Raw genomic sequence first — 16,104 nt, 5'->3', positions numbered from 1 at the left:
GTGGTCAGGGCGGGGTCCGGAGGGAAGGGCCGGGGTGAGTGGTCCATTCAGGAACTGGCGAAGGCCGCCGGTACCACCAGCCGGACATTGCGCCACTACGGCGAACTGGGGCTGTTGCCGCCCAGCCGGATCGGGACCAACGGATACCGCTACTACGACCAGGACTCCCTCGTGCGGTTGCAACGCATCCTGTTGCTGCGGGAACTCGGCCTCGGCCTGCCGGTCATCGCCGAAGTGCTTGCGGGGGAACAGGATGCGGCGGCCGCGCTGCGGGCGCATCTGGATCTGCTGCGCCAGGAGCAGGACCGGATCGCCCGGCTGATCGCGTCGGTGCACACCACATTGCGCAAGACGGAAGCAGGTGAGCCACTCATGGCGGACGAGGTATTCGACGGTTTCGACCACACGCAGTACAAGGACGAGGTGATCGAACGCTGGGGGAAGGACGCCTACGAGCAGGGCGACCGCTGGTGGCGGTCGCTCGGCGAGGCGGAGAAGCAGGAGTTCCTGCGGACGCAGATCGATATCGCCGCCGATTACGGCAAGGCGCATCGCGCGGGTCTCGCGCCCGGCAGCGCCGAGGTGCTGGCCATCACGCAGCGCCACTACGACTGGGTGACGATCGGCTGGCAGGGCAAGTGCCCGAACCGGGACTACTTCACCAACCTCGGTGAAATGTACGTCGCCGACCCACGTTTCGGCGTCAACTACGACAAGCACGGCCCCGGCACGGCCGAGTTCGTCCGCGACGCCATGCGCGCCTACGCCGAAACCCACCTGTCGTAAGCGGATTCGGGGCCGGTCGGCGTTTCGAAACGCCGACCGGCACCCGGTACAGTCCGAGTGCAGAAGGGGGGAAATACGTTGCACCAGCCATACGGCCACCAGGAGTACCCGGCTCACGGCTATCCGCCGCCGGAATATCCGGCCTACGGTCATCCATCGCCCGCGGGTTATCCGGGTTACGGCTATCCACAGCCGATGTACCAACCACCGGCGAGCGGCGGTGCCGCGATCACGGCGGGCATTCTCGCGATTCTGCTCGCCCTGTTCGGCGTATTCGGAGTAATCGCCTCGGCCAGCGTGGGCTACGACCAGTACCACAACGACGCGGCGAGCGAGGAGGTCCGCGACCTGTTCTACCTCTCGGCCGCGGTCGAGGGCGGCATCGTCCTGCTGTTGCTGCTCGGCGGCATTCTGCTGATGAACCGCAAGAATGCCGGACGGGTCATCCTGATCATTCTCGCCACCCTCGGCCTGCTGGGCGGCTTCGCCGGCACGATCGCCGGAATCCTGTCTCCGGTCCCGGTCAGCGCCGTTCCGGGTGTGATCGGCGTACTCGTCGCCGTCCTCATACTGGCCCTCACCCTGGCGGGCTCCACCAAGCGCTGGTGTGCGGAGGGCCGCCGACCGCCCTACCCGTACTACTGACGAGGACCTGTCATGGCATATCCGTACGGTCCGCCCGGTTATGGGTACATGCAGCCGAAAGCCGGTGGGGGACGGCCATTACCGGCGGGATTCTGGCCTTGCTGCAAGGGTTGTTACTCGGTTATGTGGCGGTGGCGTTCGCTTTGTCGTTTCGCGATATCGACTCGTTGGCGGCGGTGGGAACGTTCGTCTCGGTGGCGGGCACGATCAGCGGGTTCAACCTGGTCGGGTCGATCATGCTGTTCTGCCGGCGCGCGGCGGGGCGGATGCTGGTCATCGCGGCCGCGACGCTGTCCATCATCAGCATCACGGGCGTCGCACTCGGCGCGGTGTTCGTCAGCGGCATGGAGAAGGCCGATGTGGCGCCCGCCAGCATCTTCGTGTCGATCGTCTTCGCGATCGAGTTGCTCACCCTGTGTCTCGCGGCGGCGGGTTCGACCGGACGGTGGATCGCGGCGCGGCGGGCGGCCGGGTATCCGCCGGCGTCGCCCTATCCGTATTACTGACGGGCGGGCAGACGCCGCCGGGGCGGACGGCTACGCTGGGCACCCGTGACCGTCGCATCCCCCTTCGATCTCATCGTCGTCGGCTCCGGCTTCTTCGGGCTGACCATTGCCGAACGTGCCGCCAACCTGCTCGGCAAGCGGGTGCTGGTGGTCGAACGTCGTTACCATCTCGGCGGCAACGCCTACTCGGAAGCCGATCCGGAAACCGGCATCGAGGTACACAAATACGGGGCCCACCTGTTCCACACGTCGAACAAGCGGGTCTGGGATTACGTCAACCAATTCACCGAATTCACCGGCTACCAGCACCGCGTGTTCGCGATGCACAAGGGTCAGGCCTACCAGTTCCCGATGGGGCTGGGCCTGATCTCGCAGTTCTACGGCCGCTACTTCACCCCCGACGAGGCCCGCGCGCTGATCGCGAAAGAGGCCGCGGAGATCGACACCAAGGACGCGAGCAATCTGGAGGAGAAGGCGATCTCGCTGATCGGCCGCCCCCTCTACGAGGCCTTCATCCGCGGCTACAACGCCAAGCAGTGGCAGACCGACCCGAAGAACCTGCCGGCCAGCACCATCACCCGTCTGCCGGTGCGCTACACCTTCGACAACCGCTATTTCAACGACACCTACGAGGGTCTGCCCAAGGACGGCTACACCGCCTGGCTGGCCCGGATGGCCGAATCCGACCTCATCGAGGTGCGGCTGGACACCGACTGGTTCGAGGTGCGCGAGGAACTGCGCGCGCAGAGCCCGGACGCGCCGGTCGTCTACACCGGCCCGCTGGACCGCTACTTCGACTACGCCGAGGGCGAACTGGGCTGGCGCACCATCGATTTCGAGACCGAGGTGCTGGAAACCGGTGACTTCCAAGGCACTTCGGTCATGAACTACAACGACGAGGACGCGCCCTACACCCGCATCATCGAGCCGCGGCACTTCCACCCCGAGCGCGACTGGTACCCGGACGACAAGACGGTGATCCAGCGCGAGTTCTCGCGCTTCGCGCAGACCGGCGACGAGCCGTACTACCCGATCAACACCCCGGAGGACCGGCAGAAGGTGCTGGCCTACCGCGACCGCGCCAAGGCCGAAACCGCCTCCGCGAAGGTGGTTTTCGGCGGCCGCCTGGGCACCTATCAGTACCTGGACATGCACATGGCGATCGGCAGCGCGCTCAGCATGTTCGACAACGTGCTGCGGCCGCATCTGGAGTCCGGCGCGCCTCTGGTGGACGAGGTCGCGGAATGACGACCACCCTGGAAGAGATGACGACAACCACCGAGACCCGCGCGAAATCCCTGCTGCAGCGCATCATCCTGCCGCGGCCGGGCGAACCACTGGACGTGCGCACCCTCTATCTCGAGGAGTCGGAGACCAACGCCCGGCGCGCGCACGCGACTACGCGCACGTCGCTGTCGATCGGCGCCGAATCCGAGGTGTCGTTCTGCACCTACTTCAACGCCGTGCCGGCCAGCTACTGGCGGCGCTGGACGGTGCTGCAGTCCGTCGTGCTGCGCCTGGAGCTGTCCGGGCACGGCCGGGTGGACGTGTACCGGTCCAAGGCGGACGGTTCCCGAATCCACGTGCAGGGCAACGAGTTCGCCACCAAGGGTGCGGACGACGTCGCCACCATCGAGTTCGAGGTGGACCTGGGCCCGTTCGAGGACGGCGGCTGGATCTGGTTCGACATCACCACCGACTCGCACGTCGACCTGCGCAGCGGCGGCTGGTACGCGCCGGTGGAGGCGCCGGGCGAGGGCAGCATCGCGGTCGGCATGCCCACCTTCAACCGGCCCACCGACTGCGTGAAAACCCTTGCGGCCCTGGGCTCCGACCCGCTGGTGCTGGCGAAGATCAAGGCCGTCATCATCCCCGACCAGGGCAACCGCAAGGCCGTCGACGAGCCGGGCTTCGCCGAGGCCGCGGCGGTGCTGGGCGACCGGCTGGCCATTCACGACCAGCCCAACCTCGGCGGCTCCGGCGGCTACAGCCGGGTCATGTACGAGGCGCTGAAGACCACCGACGCCCAGTACATCGTCTACATGGACGACGACATCGAGATCGAGCCGGACTGCATCCTGCGCGCGCTGGCCTTCGCCCGCTTCGCCCGTACGCCCACCCTGGTCGGCGGCCAGATGCTGAACCTGCAGGAGCGTTCGCACCTGCACACCATGGGCGAGGTCGTGGACCGCGGCATCTGGATGTGGACCGCGGCGCCGAATGTCGAGTACGACCACGACTTCTCCAAGTACCCGCTGCGCGACCGCGACAACTCCAAGCTGCTGCACCGGCGCATCGACGTCGATTTCAACGGCTGGTGGACCTGCGTGATCCCGCGCGTGGTCGCCGAGGAGATCGGCCAGCCGCTGCCGCTGTTCCTGAAGTGGGACGACGTCGAATACGGCCTGCGCGCCCGCGCCGCCGGGTATCCGACGGTCACCCTGCCCGGCGCCGCGGTGTGGCACATGGCCTGGAGCGACAAGGACGACGCCATCGACTGGCAGGCGTACTTCCACCTGCGCAACCGGCTCGTGGTGGCGGCCCTGCACCTGGGCAACGACGGTCGCCCGATGATCGTCAACACGGTCAAGGCGACGCTGAAACACCTGCTGTGCCTGGAGTATTCGACGGTCGCCATCCAGAACCAGGCGATCCGCGACTTCCTGGCGGGACCGGACCGGCTGTTCCAGCTGTTGCCCAGTGCGCTGGGCGACGTGGCGCGGCTGCGCAAGGACTTCCCGGACGCGGTCACCCTGCCCTCCTCCACCGCGCTGCCGCTGCCCAGCGGCGCCGATGTGGGCGCGGTGGGCGAGCCGGGCAACCCGATCGCCAAGATCGTCCGCCTGGGCAAGGGCGTGCTGCACAACCTGCGTCCGGCCAAGTCGGAACACCACGACCGCCCGCAGCTCAACGTCCCGACGCTGGACGCCCGCTGGTTCCTGCTCTCGCAGGTCGACGGCGTCACGGTCACCACCGCCGACGGCCGCGGCGTGGTCTACCGCAAGCGCGACCCGCGGCAGGCGTGGGGACTGTTCAAGGAGGCGATCGCGCTGCGCCGGGAGCTGGCCGGTCGCTTCCCGGCTCTGCGCGAGCAGTATCGTGCCGCACATCCGCGGTTGACCAGCACGGCGGCCTGGGAGAACGCGTTCGGCATCGGCGGCGACACAGGGAGCGAGAAATGACAGCGGCGGTACCCGAGTCGGCCGACGCGCCGCACCTGCACGTCGTGCCCGAGCCCGTCGCCTCGCCCGCCGAGGTCAAGATCATCAACGCGGTGCAGGGCACCATCGGCCGGAACCCGGCCGTGGTCAGGGCGGCCCGCGGGCTGTCGCACTTCGGCGAGCACTCGCTGGGCTGGGTGGGCATCGGCGCCGCCGGCGCCTTGCTGGACAAGCCGCGCCGGCGGCAGTGGGCCGGGGTCGCGGTCGGCGCCTTCGGGGCGCACGCCGCGTCGGTGATCATCAAGCGAATCGTCCGCCGCCCGCGCCCGCACGATCCGTCGGTGCAGGTCAACGTGTCGACGCCGAGCAAACTCAGCTTCCCGTCGTCGCACGCGACCTCCACGACCGCGGCGGCGGTATTGCTCGGCAGACTGACCGGGCTACCCTTGCCTGCGGTGCTCGTGCCGCCGATGCTGCTGTCCCGGATCGTGCTCGGGGTGCACTACCCCTCGGATGTGCTCGCCGGGTCCGCGCTGGGTGCCGCGTCCGCAGCCGCCGTGCTCGCCGCCGAAAAGAGAACCCGTGACCGCACAGGAAAGAACCCTCGTTGATATGAGTGAAGAGCCGACCAGCGTCGACCTGGACGAGGCCGTCATCAAAGGTCCGCCGAAGACCCTGGCCGGCGGCCTCGTCAAGGCGATGCGGCCGCGCCAGTGGGTGAAGAACGTCCTGGTGCTGGCGGCTCCGCTGGCGGCGGGCAAGGACGCGGTCTCGAGTGTCTCGGTACTGGGACACGTCGGGATCGCCTTCGTGGTGTTCTGTCTGGCGGCCTCGGGGATCTACCTGATCAACGACGCGAAGGACGTGGAGGCCGACCGGGCGCACCCGACCAAGCGCTACCGGCCGATCGCGGCCGGTGTGGTTCCGGTCAATCTCGCCTACATGCTGGCGGTCGTGCTGCTGGTCGGTTCGGTCGCGATATCGTTCGCGGCGTCCTGGCATCTGGCCGTGGTGATGGCGGTCTACATCGGCATCCAGCTGGCCTACTGCTTCGGTCTCAAGCACCAGGCGGTGCTCGACATCTCCATCGTGTCGTCGGGCTTCCTGCTGCGCGCGGTCGCCGGTGGCGCCGCGGCGAGTATCGAACTGTCGCAGTGGTTCCTGCTGATCATGGCGTTCGGCTCGCTGTTCATGGCGGCCGGAAAGCGGTACGCGGAGTTGAAGATCGCGCTCGACACGGGCGCGAAGATCCGCAAGTCGCTGCAGTACTACACGCCCACCTACCTACGCTTCATCTGGACGTTGTCGGCGACCGCGGTCGTCGTGTTCTACGGCCTGTGGGCATTTCAGCAACAGCAGTACAAGGACACCCAGTGGTATGCGATCTCGATGATTCCGTTTACGATCGCAATCCTGCGTTACGCGGTCGACGTCGATGGCGGCGAGGCCGGTGAACCCGAAGAGATCGCGCTGGGGGACCGCATATTGCAGCTCCTGGCCATCGCCTGGATCGGAGCGGTAGGTGTCGCTGTCTATCTCGCCTGACGAGAGGCTGGGAGAGGGAGAAGAGCGCGAAGAGGGTCCGCCGACCAGCACGCTGGCGGTCGGCGAGGGAGAGCGGGAGGCGAGCGCCTCCCGCTTCGCGCGACTGTCCCGAGCCGTCTTCGTCGGTGGGGTAGTCCTCACCGTGGTCCTGTTCGCGGCCGGCGCCTGGCAACGGCGCTGGATCGCCGACGACGGACTCATCGTGTTGCGTACCGTGCGCAACCTGCTGGCCGGCAACGGGCCGGTCTTCAACGCGGGCGAGCGGGTGGAGACCAACACCAGCGCCGCGTGGACCTACGTCGTCTGGTTCTTCAGCTGGGTCACCCAGGCTCGACTGGAGTACGTGGTACTCGGTGTCGCGCTGGGGCTCTCGCTGCTGGCGGTCGTGTTCGCCATGCTCGGCTCGGCCCGCCTGTGGGGCGGCGCCTCGGGGCAGCTGCTGCTGCCGGCGGGCGCGCTGGTCTATGTGGCCGTGCCGCCGGCCCGCGATTACGCCAGCTCCGGGCTGGAGAACTGCCTGGTCATCTTCTGGCTGGGCGTGCTGTGGTACCTGCTGATGCGCTGGAGCCAGGCCGAGAGGCCCGGTCTCGCAAGCGTTTTCGGCCTCGTCTTCTGGGCAGGTCTGTCGTGGCTGGTGCGTCCCGAGATCACGGTGTTGGGCGGTCTGGCTCTGCTGCTGGTCTTCTGCGCGCCGATGCCGCGAACCCGGTTGCGGCCGATCTGGATTCGGGCGCTGCTGGTCGTGGTCGGCGGCGCGGTGCCGCTCGGCTACCAGATCTGGCGAATGGGCTACTACGGCCTGCCCTATCCGAACACCGCGGTCGCCAAGGAGGCCGGCGGCGCCAAGTGGGGACAGGGCTTCGTCTACCTGTGGGACCTGGTCGGCCCGTACTTCCTCTGGGTGCCGCTGCTGGTGCTCGCGGCGATCGCCGTCTTCTACCTGAGGTCCCGGCGCGGTTCGTCCCCGGCGACCGGGCGCGACTCGGGCGACACCACCCGGCTGCGTGCCGTGCAGCAGCGGCTGCGCACGCCCGGCGCGGTGGTCGCGCTGATGCTCGTCGGCGGGCTGCTGCTGGTGGTGTTCAACATCCGGGTCGGCGGCGACTTCATGCACGGCCGCATGTTGCTGCCGCAGCTGTTCATCCTGCTGCTGCCCGTCTCGATGCTGCCGGTGAAGCTGCCCGGCGAGGCCGTCGCGGAGCGGGGCGTGCGCGGTCTGGCGCGCTGGTCGTTCGCGCTGCCGCTGGCGGCCTGGGCGGTGACGATGGGCTGGGCGATCTTCGCCGCCGATACCGTCGCCAACACCTCCGGCAGCCAGCTCAGCGCCACCGGCATCGTGGACGAGCGGATCTACTACGTGCTCAACAGCGGCCACGACCATCCGGTGCTGGCCGAGGATTACCTGGACTACCCGCGGATGCGCGCGATGGTGGAGGCGATCGAGAGCACTCCGGACGGCGGGCTGCTGATCAATTCGCCGTCGTTCATGATGTGGTACGTCGCGCCGCCGCCGCTGCCGATCCCCGAGGGCGGCTACGGGCACACCGTCTACTTCCTGAACCTGGGAATGACGAGTATGAACGTTCCGCTGGATGTGCGGGTGATCGATCAGGAGGGCCTGGCCTACCCCCTGGCCGCGCACACCGACCGGCTCGTGGACGGCCGCATCGGCCACGACAAGAACCTCTACCCGGACTGGGTGGTCGTCGACACCGGCATGGTCGACCGGCATCCGTGGATGCCGTGGTTCATGGACGACAAGTGGGTGATCCAGGCCCGGACCGCGCTGAGCTGCCCCGCCACCCAGGATCTGCTGGCGTCCTACCGCGCGCCCCTGTCCGTCGACCGCTTCAAGCACAACATCATCCAGGCCCTGCACTTCTCGAAGTACCGTATCGAGCGGGTGCCGAAGTACGAGATCCAACGCTGCGGCCTGGTGGACCCGATTCCGCCCGTGGTACCTAACTAACCGGTACCGATAACACAGTTGTTTTGGCCACTCTGTCTCGATTTGGTAACGCCGGGGCGGTACCGAAGCGATAGGCTCCCTGAGTACGTCCGTCGCGGGCGCGTGGTGGCATGCGTTGCGGCGGGGGATCCGCAAGAAGCGGCCGAGCCCGGCCGCACAAGGGAAAGGCCGAACAGAATATGCGAGGCGTGACTGTGCGTTGGGCGCAGGAAAGACGTCGGAGACGGTCGCAGCGGCAGGGTTCACGGCGAACCGGCTGGGCGAAGCGGTCCGCGCTGGGCGTCGCCCTGGCAACGCTGCTGCCGTTCGGGGTGTCGGTGGCAGGCGCCGGCACCGCGTCCGCGGCGTTCGACCCGTCCGGTATCGACTTCTGGGTCGATTCTCCGACCATGGGCCCGATCAAGAACCGAGTCTTCCGTGCCGCCGACGGCAATACGAGCCGCGTGGTCTATGCCCTCGACGGCATGCGCGCCCGGCAGGACATCAGCGGCTGGGAGATCGAGACCAATATCGCCGCCGAACTCACCAAGGCCAACATCAATGTCGTGATGCCGGTCGGTGGTCAGTCCAGCTTCTACGCCGACTGGAACGCGGCCAGCTCCTTCCTGGGGCTGCCGCCGATCTCCGGTTCGTCGTCGGGCTCGGCCTCGGGTTCGGGTGCGACGCAGGTGCTGGCCGACGGCCCCGGCAAGAGCTACCGCTACGAGTGGGAGACCTTCCTGACCCGCGACCTGCGCAACGCGCTGCGGGACCGGCTGGGCTTCAGCTCGAGCCGCAACGGGGCGTTCGGCCTGTCGATGGGCGGCAGCGCGGCCCTGACCCTGGCCGCCTACCACCCGGAGCAGTTCAGCTTCGCCGGGTCCTACTCCGGTTACCTCAACGTGTCCGCGCCTGGGATGAGGGAGGCGTTGCGCGTCGCGATGATCGACGCCGGTGGCTACAACATCGACTCGATGGCGCCGCCGTGGGGCCCGCAGTGGTTGCGGATGGATCCGTTCGTGTTCGCGCCGCGGTTGAAGGCCAACAACACCCGCCTGTGGATCTCGGCCGGTAGCGGCCTGCCCGGTCCGGTGGACGGCCCCAACTTCAACACGGTCAACGCGATGGGCCTGGAGGCGCTGGCGCTGGCCAACACCCGGGCGTTCCAGGTGCGCATGATGACCCTGGGCGCCGGCAACGTCACCTACGACTTCCCGGCCGTGGGTGTGCACAACTGGCGCTACTGGGAGAGCGAGGTCTACCGCATGCTGCCCGACCTCTCGGCCAATATCGGCTGATCCCGGCCCGCTTCGAAACCCCCACGGCAACTTCGGTCGCCGTGGGGTTTTTCGTGTCCGCGCCCTTGTTCTCACCCCCGTGCTGAAAATTTGCTGCCGCAACCGGCGTGGGTTCGGCCGATCGCATCGATGGATTACCGTGTGTCGCGGGTCACTGTTTGATTCATTTCCGAGTTGAATCACTTTATTGCAACACCGGATCGCCGATACTCGATTCGTAACGCGGTACCAGCAGTACAGCGACGTCCTAGGTACGTCGACGGTTTGTCTGTGTTGTCCGAAGATGAGGGCCGGGCGCGTAGCGAGGATGCGAGCGCGCTCCGTTCTCGAGCGAAAGGTCGAACTCGATGCGATTTGCGCGGAGGAAGCCGAAGCCCGACGGAGTGCGTGGTTCGTGGCTGAAGCGATCGGTGTTGGGCATGGCACTGGCGATGACGCTGCCACTGGGCGTGTCCGTGGTGGGGAGCGGCGCGACCGCGACGGCGGCGTTCGATCCGTCGGGATTCGACTTCTGGGTCGACTCACCGGTGATGGGCCCGATCAAGTCGCGGATCTTCCGCGCCAAGGACGGCAATACCGACCGCGTCGTCTACGCCCTCGACGGCATGCGGGCGCCGCAGACCCTCAACGGCTGGGAGATCGAGACCAACGTCGCCCAGGTGCTGACCGACTGGAACATCAACGTCGTGATGCCGGTGGGCGGGCAGTCCAGCTTCTACGCCGACTGGAACGCGCCCAGCTCGTTCTTCGGCATCGGCCCGACCGGCTTCGGCTCCTCCAGCGGCTCGGGCGCCACCGAGACCTTCCTGGACGGCCCGGGCAAGAGCTACCGCTACGACTGGGAGACCTTCCTGACCTCCCAGCTGCGCAGCGCCCTGCGCGACCGGCTCGGCTTCCGCGCCGATCGCAACGGTGCGTTCGGCCTGTCCATGGGCGGCAGCGCGGCGCTGACCCTGGCGGCCTACCACCCCGACCAGTTCAGCTTCGCCGGATCCTTCTCCGGCTACCTGAACATCTCCGCTCCCGGTATGCGCGAGGCGATCCGCGCCGCCATGATCGACGCCGGCGGCTACAACGTCGATGCCATGGCGCCGCCGTGGGGCCCGCAGTGGTTGCGGATGGATCCGTTCGTGTTCGCGCCGCAGCTGATCGCCAACGGCACCCGGCTGTGGATCGCCGCGGGCAGTGGCGTTCCGTCGCAGCAGGATTGGGCGCTGCCGCCCGGCGCCGCCGCCGACCACATCATTCGCGGCGCGCCACTGGAGGCGATGGCGCTGGCCAACACTCGTGCCTTCCAGGTCCGGATGATGACGCTGGGCGCGCAGAACGCGGTCTATTCGTTCCCGGATGTCGGTGTGCACGACTGGTTCAACTGGCAGGACGAGGCGTATCGGATGATTCCGGATCTGTCGGCCAACATCGGCTGACGGGCGCGCCGCGTTTCCCGCGGCAAATTGATGGTTTACGTCACGATTCGGTCTCGGGGCGCGTTTCCCGGGCCGTGGTTCCGAATGTCTGCCGATAGAAGAAGTTCGGGGAAAACAACGCCGAAACCTGCACTCACCACGAGAAGCATTCGGCGGCGATTGTCGCTCGTCATGCATCTCGGGTGCGGTCCAGACGGGGCCGCACGGGCGAAAGGTCGGTTCGATGCGGTCAGTGCGATTGTGCGGAACGGTTGCCGGTGTGCGGGATTCGGCCCGATGGCGCGGACCGGGCGCGAGTATTCGGCGCCTGGTCCGGGGGCTCGCGGGAGTGGCGCTGGCCGTGGCGATTCCGGCGGCGATGACGGTCGCCGTCGCGCCCGGCCCGGCGGCGGCCGCGTACAACCCCGACGGTTTCGATTTTTGGGTCGATTCCGGCATGGGCCCGATCAAGAACCGCGTTTTCCGTGCGGCGGACGGCAATACCGATCGGGTGGTGTACGCGCTCGACGGCCTGCGGGCCCGTAACGATCTGTCCGGCTGGGAGATCGACACCGACATTTCCCGGGTGCTGCCGCAGTGGAACATCAATGTGGTGATGCCGATCGGCGGGCAGTCCAGCTTCTACAGCGACTGGGCGACGCCGAGCAATACCAACGGCCAGACCGTGCGCTATGCCTGGGAAACGTTCCTGACCCGGGATCTGCGCAACGCGCTGCACGAACGGCTGGGTTTCAAGCCCGTCGGCAACGGGGTGTTCGGGCTTTCCATGGGCGGCAGCGCCGCGCTCGCGCTTGCGGCCTATCACCCCGATCAATTCCGTTACGCCGCTTCCTATTCGGGCTACCTGAATCCTTCCGGGCCGGGTATGCGGGAGGCGCTGCGCGCGGCGATGCTGGATGCCGGGGGCTTCAACATCGACGCCATGTGGGGCCCGCCGTGGGACGCGCGCTGGCAGCGCAACGACCCCACCTTTTTCGCGCCGCTGTTGCGGCAGAACGGCACCCGGCTGTGGATTTCCTCGGGCAACGGCCTGCCCGGCCCGCACGATGCCGTGCGCAGTCCGATCGACGCGTACCACCTGACCAATGCGGAAGTGCTGGAGACGGTCGCCCTGGCCAACACCCGGGCGTTCCAGGACAGCCTCGGCGCGGCCAATGCGGTTTTCGACTACACCCCCGTCGGAGTCCACTTCTGGCACTACTGGACCGACGAGGTCTACAAGATGCTGCCGGACCTCAGCGCCAATCTCGGATGATGAACTTCCCGGCGAAAGCCGGGACCGCCGTGGGATTTTCGGTTGGGGCGACAATCACCGGCCGGACGCGATAGGGTCTCCGCACCATTACGAAACGTGCACGGGCGGATTTCGGTCACGCGGTTCGTTCCATCTTGCTAACGGTTGGGCGGTCGAATATCGTCCAGCGAGCGCAAGTGTGACCAGTTCGTGGACGCGCCGTCGCTCAGGTCGGAGGTCGGGATCCGGAATGAGCGCAACAACCGCAGACTACAGCAGCAGAAAGAGAGCAAGATCCATGCGTTTCGGCAGATCCGCCGCGCCGGCGTCCGATTCGACGCTCGCGTCGGAGACGGTCCAGCCAGGACGGCGAAATGCTCAGTTCGGTTGGCGCGCACGGCTGTTCGCCGCCGGCGCAGCGGCCCTGGCTCTCCCGCTCGCGGCAGCCGCCGCGACCCCGACGGTCGCGTTGGCGAACCCGGTTGTGGCCCCGGTGCATCGCACCCCGGCCGGTGGCTACGAAGAGCTGATGGTCCCGTCGAGCATGGGCCCGGTCAAGGTGCAGGTGCAGTGGGCGCGCAACGGCGGTAACGCCGCCATGCTGCTGCTCGACGGCCTGCGCGCCCGCGACGACCGCAACGCCTGGTCCTTCGAGACCAACGCGCAGCAGCAGTTCGGCAACGACGACATCACCCTGGTGATGCCGGTCGGCGGCCAGTCCAGCTGGTACGCGGACTGGCAGGCCCCCAGCAACACCAACGGCCAGAAGTTCACCTACAAGTGGGAGACCTTCCTCACTCAGGAGCTGCCCACCTTCCTCGCCGACTACGGCGTCTCGCGCAACAACTGGGCCGTCGGCGGTCTGTCCATGAGCGGCCCGGCCGCGCTGCGCCTGGCGGCCTTCCACCGCGACCAGTTCAAGTACGCGGCCGCGTTCTCGGGCCCGCTGAACTGGAACGCGCCCGGCATGCGTGAGGCGATCCGCGTCATGATGCTCGACGCCGGCCGCTTCAACGTGGACTCGATGGCCGCGCCGTGGAGCCCGCAGTGGCTGCGCTCGGACCCGATGGTCTTCGCCCCGCAGCTGCGTGGCCTGCCGATGTTCATCTCCTCCGGCAGCGGCCTGCCCGGCCCGCACGACAGCCCGGGTTCGGCGGTCGGCCTGTTCAACACCGGCAACGCGATGGCCCTCGAGGCGATCTCGATGGTGAGCAGCCGTTCCTTCCAGTCCCGGCTGAACTCGCTGGGCATCCCGGCCACCTACGATTTCCCGGCCAGCGGCACGCACTCCTGGAAGTACTGGGAAGACGAGCTGTGGAAGGCGCGTCCGGGCATCCTGGCCGCACTGAACGCCGGATAACCGGCACGACATACCGCCTCGGGGCGTCGCGTGGTTCGACCACGCGGCGCCCCAGCGCATTTCGGGGGTAAGTCGACCGGTTTCCGCGCGTCGCGCGCGGTTACCCGCCCGCCGCGAGGTACAACACTCCTGTGGCAGGTGTGGCAAATTTCCGGCGGGGGCGAGCCAGGCGCGCTCTGACGCGGCTGAGCTGCAAAAAGCTGGGAGCCCTTACCGCCGTCGCGCTGTTGCCGCTGACCGCAAGCTATTCCGCCGCGATCGCTACCGCGCAGCCCGAGGTCGCCCCGGCGGCCGTGGCCGGAGCGAGTGTGCAGAAGGCGGTGTGGCTCACCGATCGGCGGGTGTCGCTGTGGGTGGACTCGCCGTCCATGGGTACGCCGGTCCAGGTCCAGTTGCTGCTGGCGCGGGACTGGAACGTCCGGCCGGACGCGCGCTTTCCGCTGCTGTTCATGCTCGACGGCCTGCGCGCCACCGAGGACGAGAGTGGCTGGACCAAGGACGCGCAGGCGGTCGACTTCTACGCCGACAAGAACGTCACCGTGGTGCTGCCGATCGGCGGCCAGTCCAGCTTCTACTCCGACTGGGCGCAGCCGAACAACGGCAAGAACTACAAGTGGGAAACCTTCCTCACCAAGGAGCTGCCGCCGCTGCTGGAGAGCCAGTGGCGGGCCACGAATGCCCGTGGCGTGGCCGGACTCTCGATGGGCGGCACGGCCGCCATGTTCCTGGCGGGCCGCAATCCGGGCTGGGTCCGGTACGCCGCCTCGTACTCGGGCTTCCTGACCACCACCACGCTGGGCATGCCGCAGGCGATCATGTTCGCCATGCGCGACGCCGGCGGCTTCGACGCCGACGCCATGTGGGGTCCGCCGGGCGACCCCGAATGGGCCGCCCACGACCCGTACGCGCTGGCCGACAAGCTGAAGGGCGTCAGCCTCTACGTCTCGGCCGGTAGCGGCACCACCGGCGCCTTCGACAGCCCGAGCCCGGACCTGCCCGCGATCAGCACCAACTACGCCGGTATGGGCCTGGAGATCCTGTCCCGGCTGACCAGCCAGAATTTCGTGGGGAAGCTGAACAAGCTGTCGATCCCGGTGCAGGTGAGTTACCGGGCCTCCGGCACACACACCTGGCCCTACTGGGATTTCGAGATGCGCCAGTCCTGGCCGCAGGCGGCGGCCGCGCTGGGGGCCGACACCGCCGCGACGGAATGTGGTGCGGGCGGCGCGATCGCGGCCGTGGCACAGGCGAACGGCTGGCTGGGCGGCTGCGTGACGCCCGAATACCAGGTGCCCGGCGGCACGGCACAGGACTTCAAGGGCGGCAGGGTGTTCTGGTCGTCGTCGACCGGGGCGCATGCGGCGGCCGGGATGATCGGCGGCGCCTATCAGGCCGCGGCCGGGCCGGGCGGGCCACTGGGTCTGCCCGTCGGCGACGATCAGGGCCTGCCCGACGGCCGCGGCCGATTCCAGTCCTTCCAGAACGGCTCGGTGTACTGGACGCCCCAGACCGGCGCCCAGATGGTGCGCGGCGCGATGCTGCAGGAGTGGGGCGCACAGGGCTTCGAAGGCGGTCCCGCCGGTTACCCCACGGGCCCCGAACAGCCCACCCCGAACCAGCGCGGCGCGGTGCAGGGCTTCGAGAACAGTCCGATGTACTTCAGCGACAAGACCGGAGCCCATCGCGTCCAGGGCCTGATCCTCGGCAAGTACGCGCAACTGGGCTTCGAGAACAGTCCGCTGGGCTTCCCCGTCGCCGAGGAGCAGCCGCTGAAGGATCTCGGCCGCGTCAGCGCGTTCGAGGGCGGCAACATCTACTGGAGCCCGCTCTCGGGTTCCTGGGCGGTACGCAACGGCCTGATCATGGAGGCGTGGGGCCGCCAGGGCTTCGAGAACGGCCGCCTCGGCTACCCCACCAGCGACGAGTTCCCGGTACCGGGAGGCATCCAACAGAACTTCCAAACCGGCTTCATAGTCGTCCGCGACGGCAAGCCGGAAATACACGGCCTCTGAGCAGACCTGAATACCTGTTCCGGATGTACACCGGTAAGTTCGCGGCCCGGCTCGATTCTGGACTGACGGAGCGGGGGAGCGAAGCGGAGGAGCGGAGGAGGGAAGAATCGAGCCTCAAGGGCCGCGAACCGCGGAGCGAAGCGGAGCAAAATACAAGTAGCCTGGACCGCGTCCCGTTGGCT

13 protein-coding genes are annotated in these 16,104 nt (G+C 67.8%); all 13 read left to right on the top strand.

Annotated elements, in window-relative coordinates:
- The 13 genes from ACFMRZ_RS21880 to ACFMRZ_RS21820 all read left to right on the top strand — a co-directional run bounded on the left by ACFMRZ_RS21880 (position 1) and on the right by ACFMRZ_RS21820 (position 15,922).
- Positions 1 to 786, top strand: a complete 786-nt coding sequence (locus ACFMRZ_RS21880; RefSeq protein ID WP_400180550.1) for a MerR family transcriptional regulator — start codon at positions 1 to 3, stop codon at positions 784 to 786.
- 78 nt (positions 787 to 864) lie between these two features.
- A complete protein-coding gene (locus tag ACFMRZ_RS21875) occupies positions 865 to 1,431 on the top strand; it encodes a hypothetical protein (protein WP_400180549.1) in 567 nt (188 codons plus the stop codon).
- A 98-nt stretch (positions 1,432 to 1,529) separates the two neighbouring features.
- Positions 1,530 to 1,937 (top strand): hypothetical protein, encoded by a 408-nt coding sequence (locus ACFMRZ_RS21870; RefSeq protein WP_400180548.1) that lies wholly within the window; start codon positions 1,530 to 1,532, stop codon positions 1,935 to 1,937.
- A gap of 45 nt (positions 1,938 to 1,982) precedes the next feature.
- Positions 1,983 to 3,185 (top strand): UDP-galactopyranose mutase, encoded by a 1,203-nt coding sequence (gene glf / locus ACFMRZ_RS21865; RefSeq protein WP_280272332.1) that lies wholly within the window; start codon positions 1,983 to 1,985, stop codon positions 3,183 to 3,185.
- Between the two features lie 17 nt (positions 3,186 to 3,202).
- Positions 3,203 to 5,119, top strand: coding sequence for a glycosyltransferase (locus ACFMRZ_RS21860; RefSeq protein WP_400180547.1), 1,917 nt, complete (start codon positions 3,203 to 3,205; stop codon positions 5,117 to 5,119).
- Positions 5,116 to 5,709 (top strand): phosphatase PAP2 family protein, encoded by a 594-nt coding sequence (locus ACFMRZ_RS21855; RefSeq protein WP_400180546.1) that lies wholly within the window; start codon positions 5,116 to 5,118, stop codon positions 5,707 to 5,709. Before ACFMRZ_RS21860 ends, ACFMRZ_RS21855 begins: the two co-directional genes overlap by 4 nt.
- A gap of 1 nt (position 5,710) precedes the next feature.
- Complete coding sequence (locus ACFMRZ_RS21850; RefSeq protein ID WP_280272335.1) at positions 5,711 to 6,643, top strand: decaprenyl-phosphate phosphoribosyltransferase; 933 nt, start codon at positions 5,711 to 5,713, stop codon at positions 6,641 to 6,643.
- A 52-nt stretch (positions 6,644 to 6,695) separates the two neighbouring features.
- Positions 6,696 to 8,612: a flagellar motor control protein ZomB gene (zomB, locus tag ACFMRZ_RS21845; protein WP_400182939.1), complete on the top strand. Its 1,917-nt coding sequence runs from the start codon at positions 6,696 to 6,698 to the stop codon at positions 8,610 to 8,612.
- 188 nt (positions 8,613 to 8,800) lie between these two features.
- Positions 8,801 to 9,889, top strand: coding sequence for an alpha/beta hydrolase (locus tag ACFMRZ_RS21840; protein WP_400180545.1), 1,089 nt, complete (start codon positions 8,801 to 8,803; stop codon positions 9,887 to 9,889).
- Between the two features lie 347 nt (positions 9,890 to 10,236).
- The gene (locus ACFMRZ_RS21835) at positions 10,237 to 11,316 is read left to right on the top strand and encodes an alpha/beta hydrolase (RefSeq protein WP_400180544.1); all 1,080 of its coding nucleotides are present in this window, start codon (positions 10,237 to 10,239) and stop codon (positions 11,314 to 11,316) included.
- A 358-nt stretch (positions 11,317 to 11,674) separates the two neighbouring features.
- Positions 11,675 to 12,571, top strand: a complete 897-nt coding sequence (locus tag ACFMRZ_RS21830) for an alpha/beta hydrolase (protein ID WP_400182938.1) — start codon at positions 11,675 to 11,677, stop codon at positions 12,569 to 12,571.
- A 277-nt stretch (positions 12,572 to 12,848) separates the two neighbouring features.
- Positions 12,849 to 13,910: an alpha/beta hydrolase family protein gene (locus ACFMRZ_RS21825; RefSeq protein ID WP_280272338.1), complete on the top strand. Its 1,062-nt coding sequence runs from the start codon at positions 12,849 to 12,851 to the stop codon at positions 13,908 to 13,910.
- 176 nt (positions 13,911 to 14,086) lie between these two features.
- Positions 14,087 to 15,922 (top strand): alpha/beta hydrolase-fold protein, encoded by a 1,836-nt coding sequence (locus ACFMRZ_RS21820; protein ID WP_400182937.1) that lies wholly within the window; start codon positions 14,087 to 14,089, stop codon positions 15,920 to 15,922.
- Positions 15,923 to 16,104 lie beyond the last annotated feature (182 nt).

This window comes from Nocardia sp. N2S4-5 (assembly GCF_044628355.1).
GTDB lineage: Bacteria > Actinomycetota > Actinomycetes > Mycobacteriales > Mycobacteriaceae > Nocardia > Nocardia wallacei_B.
This window is presented reverse-complemented; position numbering and strand designations above follow the sequence as displayed.